Origin of the sequence: Wolbachia endosymbiont of Mansonella perstans (assembly GCF_020278605.1) — a bacterium.
Taxonomy (GTDB): Bacteria; Pseudomonadota; Alphaproteobacteria; order Rickettsiales; family Anaplasmataceae; genus Wolbachia.
The window spans coordinates 1-6,947 of record NZ_JACZHU010000058.1 but is presented as its reverse complement, the minus strand read 5'-3'; the positions used below and the strand labels follow the sequence as shown (position 1 = coordinate 6,947).

Below are 6,947 nucleotides of genomic sequence, written 5' to 3'. Positions count from 1 at the left end.
AGGAAACTGGAGAAATCTTTAAGTAGTTTCTTTCGTTTCTATTGGGTAGCTTTTCTACTGTTGTCCGCTCGTTCCTTGTGCAGCAAGGATTGGAACACCTTGTGTTTGAGGTAAAGTCTGCCATACACAATGTTTTTAGAACAAATGTTCGTACGATTGTGCGCAACATTAGGATAACAGATACCGTAAAATTTGACATTAACTGCTGATAGCTGGAATATTAGTGGGGTAAGAATTACTCAAGAGAGCATGCATAGATATGATGTAGTGGTAGTAGGTGGCGGTCATGCAGGGTGTGAAGCAGCTACAGCTGCAGCTCGCCTTGGTGCAAGCACGCTACTTATAACCCATAAAATTTCAACTATAGGAGAAATGTCCTGCAATCCGGCAATTGGAGGAGTTGCAAAAGGTGTTGTAGTCAGGGAAATTGATGCTCTTGATGGCATAATAGGAAGAGCAATCGATCAAGCAGGTATACACTCAGTCATTCTAAATAGCAGCAGAGGTGCAGCAGTATGGGGACCACGCGCACAAGCAGACCGAAAATTATACAAGCGGGCAATACAGGATATCATTCTAAACTATAGTAATTTGACGGTAAAAGAAGAGTCAGTTGATGATTTTCTTATCGAAAGTAATAGCAGCGGAGAAGCACACATCAAAGCTGTAATAACAAGCTCAGGGGAACATATATTAATAGGCAAAGTCGTTCTAACTACAGGGACTTTTCTGTGTGGTGTGATTCATATAGGAGAACAAACAACTCCTTCAGGAAGAATGGGGGACAAATCTGCAGTAGGGCTTGCAAATACGCTGAAGAAATATGACTTTAAGCTAGGTAGATTGCGCACTGGAACTCCACCAAGACTCGATCGTGGCACTATAAATTGGCCAGTATTACAAGAGCAAGTGGGAGACAATCCACCTACACCGTTTTCCTATCTCACAGAGAAAATTAGCCAACCCCAGGTTTCTTGTTTCATTACTCATACTAACGAGAATACGCACAGAATAATTCGAGATAACCTTCAAAGATCAGCTTCTTCATATTTAGATGATGTTGTTACACCAAGATACTGTCCGTCTATTGAAGCTAAAGTTAAAAAATTTGCAGAAAAAAATAGTCATCAAATATTCCTAGAACCAGAAGGGCTCGATAATGATATTATATACCCAAATGGAATTTCAAATTCATTGCCTCTCGAAGTACAGCGTGAAATGATAAATAGCATTAAGGGGCTTGAAAACGCAAAAATATTAAGACCTGGATATACGGTTGAGTATTACTATATTGATCCACAAGAGTTATTTCATACTCTCGAAACTAAGAAAATTAAAGGTCTATATTTCGCAGGCCAAATTAATGGTACCACCGGATATGAAGAAGCAGCAGGACAAGGGATTATTGCTGGAATCAACGCAGCACTCTCTGCATCTGGAAAAAAAGAAAGCTTTGTTCTTCAACGCACAGATTCGTATATCGGCGTAATGATAGATGATCTGGTAACTAAAGGAGTAACCGAGCCTTACAGATTATTTACCTCACGTGCAGAATATAGGCTAGCAATCAGGTCAGATAATGCGGATAGGAGGCTCACACAAAAAGGTTATGACATTTCTCTTGTGTCATGTGAGAGGTACTCTGTTTTACAGAATAAACTTAAATCCATTAAGCAGCTTAAGGAGAAGTTGAAGAGCCTAAAAATTACTCCTGAGCAGCTTAGGTTCTATGGTATTAAAATATCTTATGATGGAATAAGAAAAACAGCGCTAGATCTACTTAGCTACCCCAATATCGATTGGAATAAATTACAAGAAATATGGCCGGAGTTAAATAGCATCGCGTGCCTGAATAATATCAAAATGTATAATACAGCTAAAAATGAAGTGTGTGAAACAGTTGCAATTGAAGCAAAATACAAGCCTTACCTAGTAAGACAAGAAGCAGATATGAAGTTTTTATGTGAGGAAGTTAATACTCAAATTCCAATCAATTTTAACTATTCACAAGTTAAAGGCTTGTCAAGTGAGGTAATAGAAAAGTTGCAGGCGATAAAACCAGCAACAATCGGCATTGCAAAACAAATACAAGGCATAACTCCAGCGGCAATAGTTAGCATATTGGTATATTTGAGAAATATGAAGATAAAATTAGCTGCTAATTCTGCGTGAGGTAACCTTATGTCAAAAATCGAAGAGTTTCGCTTTTTTATTCGTGAAATAAATGTTGATGCGTTTATGTTGCATACCAAAGACGAATATTTAAATGAGTATTCAAAAGAGCTAACAAAACTGTGTGGCTTCACAGGAACAAATAGGCTACTTATTGTTACAAAAAACAACAAGTGCCCATTTTTTATGAATGGGCTCTATATCACACAAGCTCGCAACCAGTTTAATCAGGGTAGTGTTCAAGTATATAATATACAAGAAGAGGGTTCACTCAAATGGGTAAAAGCAAACTTAACATTGACCACCTCACTAGGTTAGTGTTTGCAATGTTTTGCTGTAAAAGAGATAAGGAAATATGGAGATATTTGTAAATTGGTGCCACATTCAATTAAAAAAGAAATTAGTAGTAGAGAACAAACAACAGTTTTGTAGCAGCTGAATACTCCAGTGAAAGTAGTAAGAATAAATGTGAAAAAGTCGCTAAAAGCATAGATAAAGAAGCTGAGGCAGTGCTTTTGACTAATCCAAATTCAATTTAATGGTTATAAAGTTTAAGAAGTGGAAATGCTAAATATACTCCATGTATACTAGGACGCGCTGTATTGTATAAAAGCGGCAATGTTGATTTGTTTGTTCAAGACAAAGAGCATTCGACTGTACAAGCAAATTTAGACAACCATATAAATATTTTTGATGTTAGTGGGCTAGAAAGTTTGCTGTACAAGCTAAATTCAATAATGATAGATCTAAGCACAACTCCAATGAGTATTATGACTGCAATACAAAACAAGCAGGTAGTTAAAAGAGGGGATCCTTGCTTGATTCATAAAAGCAGTAAAAAATCAAATTGAAATAACAGGGCTATAAATGCAAACATTCGAGATGGAGTAGCAGTTACAAATTTTCTATGTTGGTTTGAAAATAATAACGGTACGGAACTTGAAGCCGAAGAAAAGATTTTAGAGTACAGAAAAGAGCAGGGTTTGTTTAAGCAACCAAGTTTTCCAAACAATTTCTGCATTTAATGAAAATGGAGCAATCATTCATTACCGTGCAAGCAGTAAGACAAATGAGGTAATTCGGGAAGATGAACTATATTTGATTGATTCTGGTGGCCAATGTCTTGACGGCACAACCGATATTACAAGAACCGTAGCAATGGCAATCCAACCAATGAACGAATAGTCCTTATACGATAATACCTAAAGCTCATATTGCTATAGTAAGCGCAGTCTTCCCTCTTGACACTACTGGTGGAGAATTGGATATCTTGTCACGTATTCACTTATGGAAATTTGGAATAGATTATATGCATGGTACAGGGTATGGAGTGAGAAGCTATCTATCAGTAAACGAAGGGCCACAGGCAATATCAAAGGAAATAAAGTGAAACTTATGCCAGTGATGAACTTTCCAATGAACCTGGTTATTACATTCCAGTAGAGTCTGGAATAAGAATTGAAAACCTGATGTATGTTAAAAAGGCAAGAAAATGGTTTCTTAAACTTTAAACAATTGATCTCCATTCCACATGATAGAAGGCTAATAGATGTGCAAATGCTTATTCAAGATGAAATTAAGTGGATAAATAGTTACCATCGATTTGTCTATAAAAACTTAGAAAACGGTGTTAAAGATAAGGAGTGGTTAAAGGGAATATGCAATTCTTTATGACTAAAAGAGTAGCCTTTTCACTGTTTAACAAAGTATTAATGTAGCTGTGATGAACATTTTGTATTGTTTTTAACTTGAGAACAATGTATAATGAAAAAATACGTATTTTAAGTAGGTGTAATTATGACAGATAAAGCGCAAGGCGATGAATTCATGAAGCAGTATATGGATACTTGCAAAGAGCAAATAGAAAAGTTAGCCAAGGATCCTGAATTGCTTAATCAGACCTTAAAGCCATTCATGCAAATGTCTCAGCAGCTTATGGCTGGTGGTATGTTAGACGGAGCTATGCCTGACATGATACCTAGTTTAGGCGGTATGGATATTAACAAGATGGTTGCTCAGATGAAAGAGATGATTGACTACATAAAGGGCAATTATAAGGAGCTTATGAAAAAGGATAACTTGCAGATTCAAGAGCTTGATGAATCCAGTAGAAAACTGAGAGGTTTGATCAAGAAATTGATAGAAAAGATCGAAAGTAGTAATAGCTGAAGTTGTCAGTAGCGCAGTAACACGGAACCCCAGGTTAAACCTGCACCTATTGCAATCAGTAATCCCAGGCTCCCTGGTTTTATTTTTGACTTTTGTATTGCATAATCAAGTGCTAGCGGGATTGATGCTGCTGAAGTATTTGCGTGTTGATCAACTGTATTAGCTACTTTTTCCATAGAAAAGCCTAATTTCTTTACTATAGCTCCAATGATACGGATGTTTGCTTGATGGGGGATCAGCCAATCAATATCAGCAATTTTCAAATTATTGCATTTTAGTGTTTCCTCTATTGAGGCTGTTAACTTATTCACTGCACACTTAAACACTTCTCTTCCATTCATGCATATTTTTCCAGAATCACCAGTTGAAGATATTCCTCCGCTGGTACACAATACATCTACATTGCCATCGGAATATAGGTTAGCTGACATTATACCCCTTGTAGAGTGCTCTGTTATTTCATTACAATGTGCCGCAGATTTTATTACCACCGCGCCGGCACCATCACCAAAGAGCACACAAGTTGACCTATCTTTCCAATCAACAATCCTAGACATTATTTCGGCACCTATAACCAGTGCATATTTAATTCCATTGTTAGCTTTTATAAGCGAATCAGCAATTGTAACTGCATATATAAAACCAGAGCATGCTGCTTGCACATCAAAGGCGAATGCGTTTTTGCATTTTAGCTTACTTTGTACAATAGTTGCGCAACTAGGAAAAGTTTTATCAGGTGTTGTTGTTGCCACTATAATTAAACTAACTTCATCTACTGAGATTTGAGCTTTTTCTATAGCATTTTCTGCTGCATTGACAGCTAGATCTGACGTTAATTCTCCTTCGTCTGCTATATGCCTTTGAGTTATTCCTGTTCTATGTCTAATCCACTCATCACTTGTCTCAACCATTAGTGCAATTTCGTCATTACTCAATATTTTTTTTGGCAGACAAGATCCAGTGCTTAATATAAAACTTCTACTCAATGTGACTTACCTCACTAATTATCTTCTGGTTTAAATTTTCACTGATGGCATTTACTGCAAATTTTATAGCATGAGCAAAAGAAACAGCATCAGAATTTCCATGGCTTTTAATAACGATACCATTTAGCCCTAAAAACATAGCACCACTTCTAATTTTGGGGTTAAAACGCACTAATGCTTTATTTAGCTTTGGTTTCAACAATATGCCAACAAGCATTTTTGCTGTCCATGAATTGAATACCTCCTGTTTTATTAGATTAATGAAAGTACTAGCGGTTGCCTCAGCCGTTTTGAGCATTACATTGCCAACAAAACCATCAGCAACAATCACATCTACGTTACCCTCTAAAAATTCACTTGCCTCTACATATCCTTTGAAGCTAATACTTGGAGTATTCTTTAGTAACTCAAAGGCTCCTCGTACTGAGTCACTGCCTTTAACTTCTTCCGTGCCAATATTTAACAAAGCAACCTCAGGATTGTCAACTTTTAATGCTATTTTTGCAAATATACTTCCCATTAATGCAAATTGAAATAATGAGTCAGTATTACAATCGACATTTGCACCAAGGTCAAGTAGTGCAAAGCTTTTTGTCTTAGTTGGACAAACAGATACGATAGCGGGACGATAAATGTTTGGCAATGTTCCTAAAACAAATCTGGAAATTGCCATTAATGCTCCGGTATTACCTGAGGATACTATCCCAGAAGCTTTACCTTCTTTTACTGCTTCAATAGCCGCTTTCATACTTGAGTCTTTACGATGCCTAAGCGCAAAAGATGGCTTATCGTTTGCGAGAACATTATCAGAACAGTGATTAAACTCAGAATCGTTACTTACTTTCTTATATTTTAAAAGCAAAGGAGATACTTCTTTTTGATCCCCATAAATGTGAAAGAAAACTTTAACACCTGGGTCAACAAGGTTATCTAAAAAAAAACTAGCACCTTGAATCACTGAGAGGGGTGCAAAATCACCTCCCATGGCGTCAAGTGCAATGGCTATGTTATTGTTGACTGTGGGTAACATATCATGATAGTTATTCTACCTGTTGTTTGATGAAGACCCGTTTTCCTTTGTAACTGCCGTCAACTGCTATATTGTGAGGTAACATAAACTCCCCAGTTGTTGTGCATACCACAATGTTCTTAGGCTGAACAGCATGATGAGAGCGATGCATGTCACGCCTTGACTTTGACTTTTTTCTTTTCGGAACTGCCAAAACTTCCTCCGTTATTTACCGAAAATTTTACCAATTTATTAGTAACATGTTTTTTACAAGAAGTAAACAGTGATAGTAAAATAAGTAAGGTTTATCTATACCCCTAAGCTTTAAACTGGGTACCTTAGTCAAAAGACTTCTTGCATTGTGGTTTTAGAAGAAACGTACAGTTGTATGAACACTGTAATTTGAGCCTACCACGAGGGTGTCATTCAAGTAGCCGTCCCCTGCATTCCAATTCCTACGATGTCATTCCAGCATCTCCTTTTCTTGTCACCCAAGTAGCCTAGTAGGATTCCACCCAAGTGGTCCCTTTTCCTGTCATTCCAGTGCTTGACACCAGGATCCTGAATACTACTTTAGTAATAAATATTTAAGAAACTTACCAGATGAGAAA

Annotated in this window: 6 protein-coding genes and 1 pseudogene; 3 read left to right on the top strand and 4 right to left on the bottom strand. The window is 37.0% G+C overall.

From position 1 onward, the window contains the following. Positions 1-199: hypothetical protein (locus IHO13_RS03900; protein ID WP_225538364.1), on the bottom strand; the 199-nt coding region annotated here is incomplete at its 3' end. Positions 200-249: 50 nt separating this feature from the next. On the opposite strand from IHO13_RS03900, the gene mnmG reads away from it, so the two are divergent. The 3 genes and pseudogenes from mnmG to IHO13_RS03870 all read left to right on the top strand — a co-directional run bounded on the left by mnmG (position 250) and on the right by IHO13_RS03870 (position 4,341). Then, positions 250-2,172: a tRNA uridine-5-carboxymethylaminomethyl(34) synthesis enzyme MnmG gene (gene mnmG, locus IHO13_RS03895; protein ID WP_225538366.1), complete on the top strand. Its 1,923-nt coding sequence runs from the start codon at positions 250-252 to the stop codon at positions 2,170-2,172. Between the two features lie 9 nt (positions 2,173-2,181). Next, positions 2,182-3,846 (top strand): annotated as a pseudogene (locus tag IHO13_RS05980) (aminopeptidase family protein P). Between the two features lie 123 nt (positions 3,847-3,969). After that, positions 3,970-4,341, top strand: coding sequence for a hypothetical protein (locus IHO13_RS03870; protein ID WP_225538361.1), 372 nt, complete (start codon positions 3,970-3,972; stop codon positions 4,339-4,341). A 5-nt stretch (positions 4,342-4,346) separates the two neighbouring features. Here the strand turns inward: IHO13_RS03870 and IHO13_RS03865 are convergent, their stop codons facing one another. From IHO13_RS03865 to rpmF, 3 genes are read right to left on the bottom strand one after another with little or no spacing between them, the layout of a single operon-like run. After that, positions 4,347-5,327 (bottom strand): beta-ketoacyl-ACP synthase III, encoded by a 981-nt coding sequence (locus tag IHO13_RS03865; RefSeq protein ID WP_225538360.1) that lies wholly within the window; start codon positions 5,325-5,327, stop codon positions 4,347-4,349. Continuing rightward, on the bottom strand, positions 5,320-6,357 hold the full coding sequence (plsX, locus tag IHO13_RS03860; protein WP_225538359.1) for a phosphate acyltransferase PlsX: 1,038 nt from the start codon (positions 6,355-6,357) through the stop codon (positions 5,320-5,322). Before plsX ends, IHO13_RS03865 begins: the two co-directional genes overlap by 8 nt. A gap of 10 nt (positions 6,358-6,367) precedes the next feature. Then, the gene (gene rpmF, locus IHO13_RS03855) at positions 6,368-6,550 is read right to left on the bottom strand and encodes a 50S ribosomal protein L32 (RefSeq protein WP_225536703.1); all 183 of its coding nucleotides are present in this window, start codon (positions 6,548-6,550) and stop codon (positions 6,368-6,370) included. Positions 6,551-6,947: the final 397 nt, after the last annotated feature.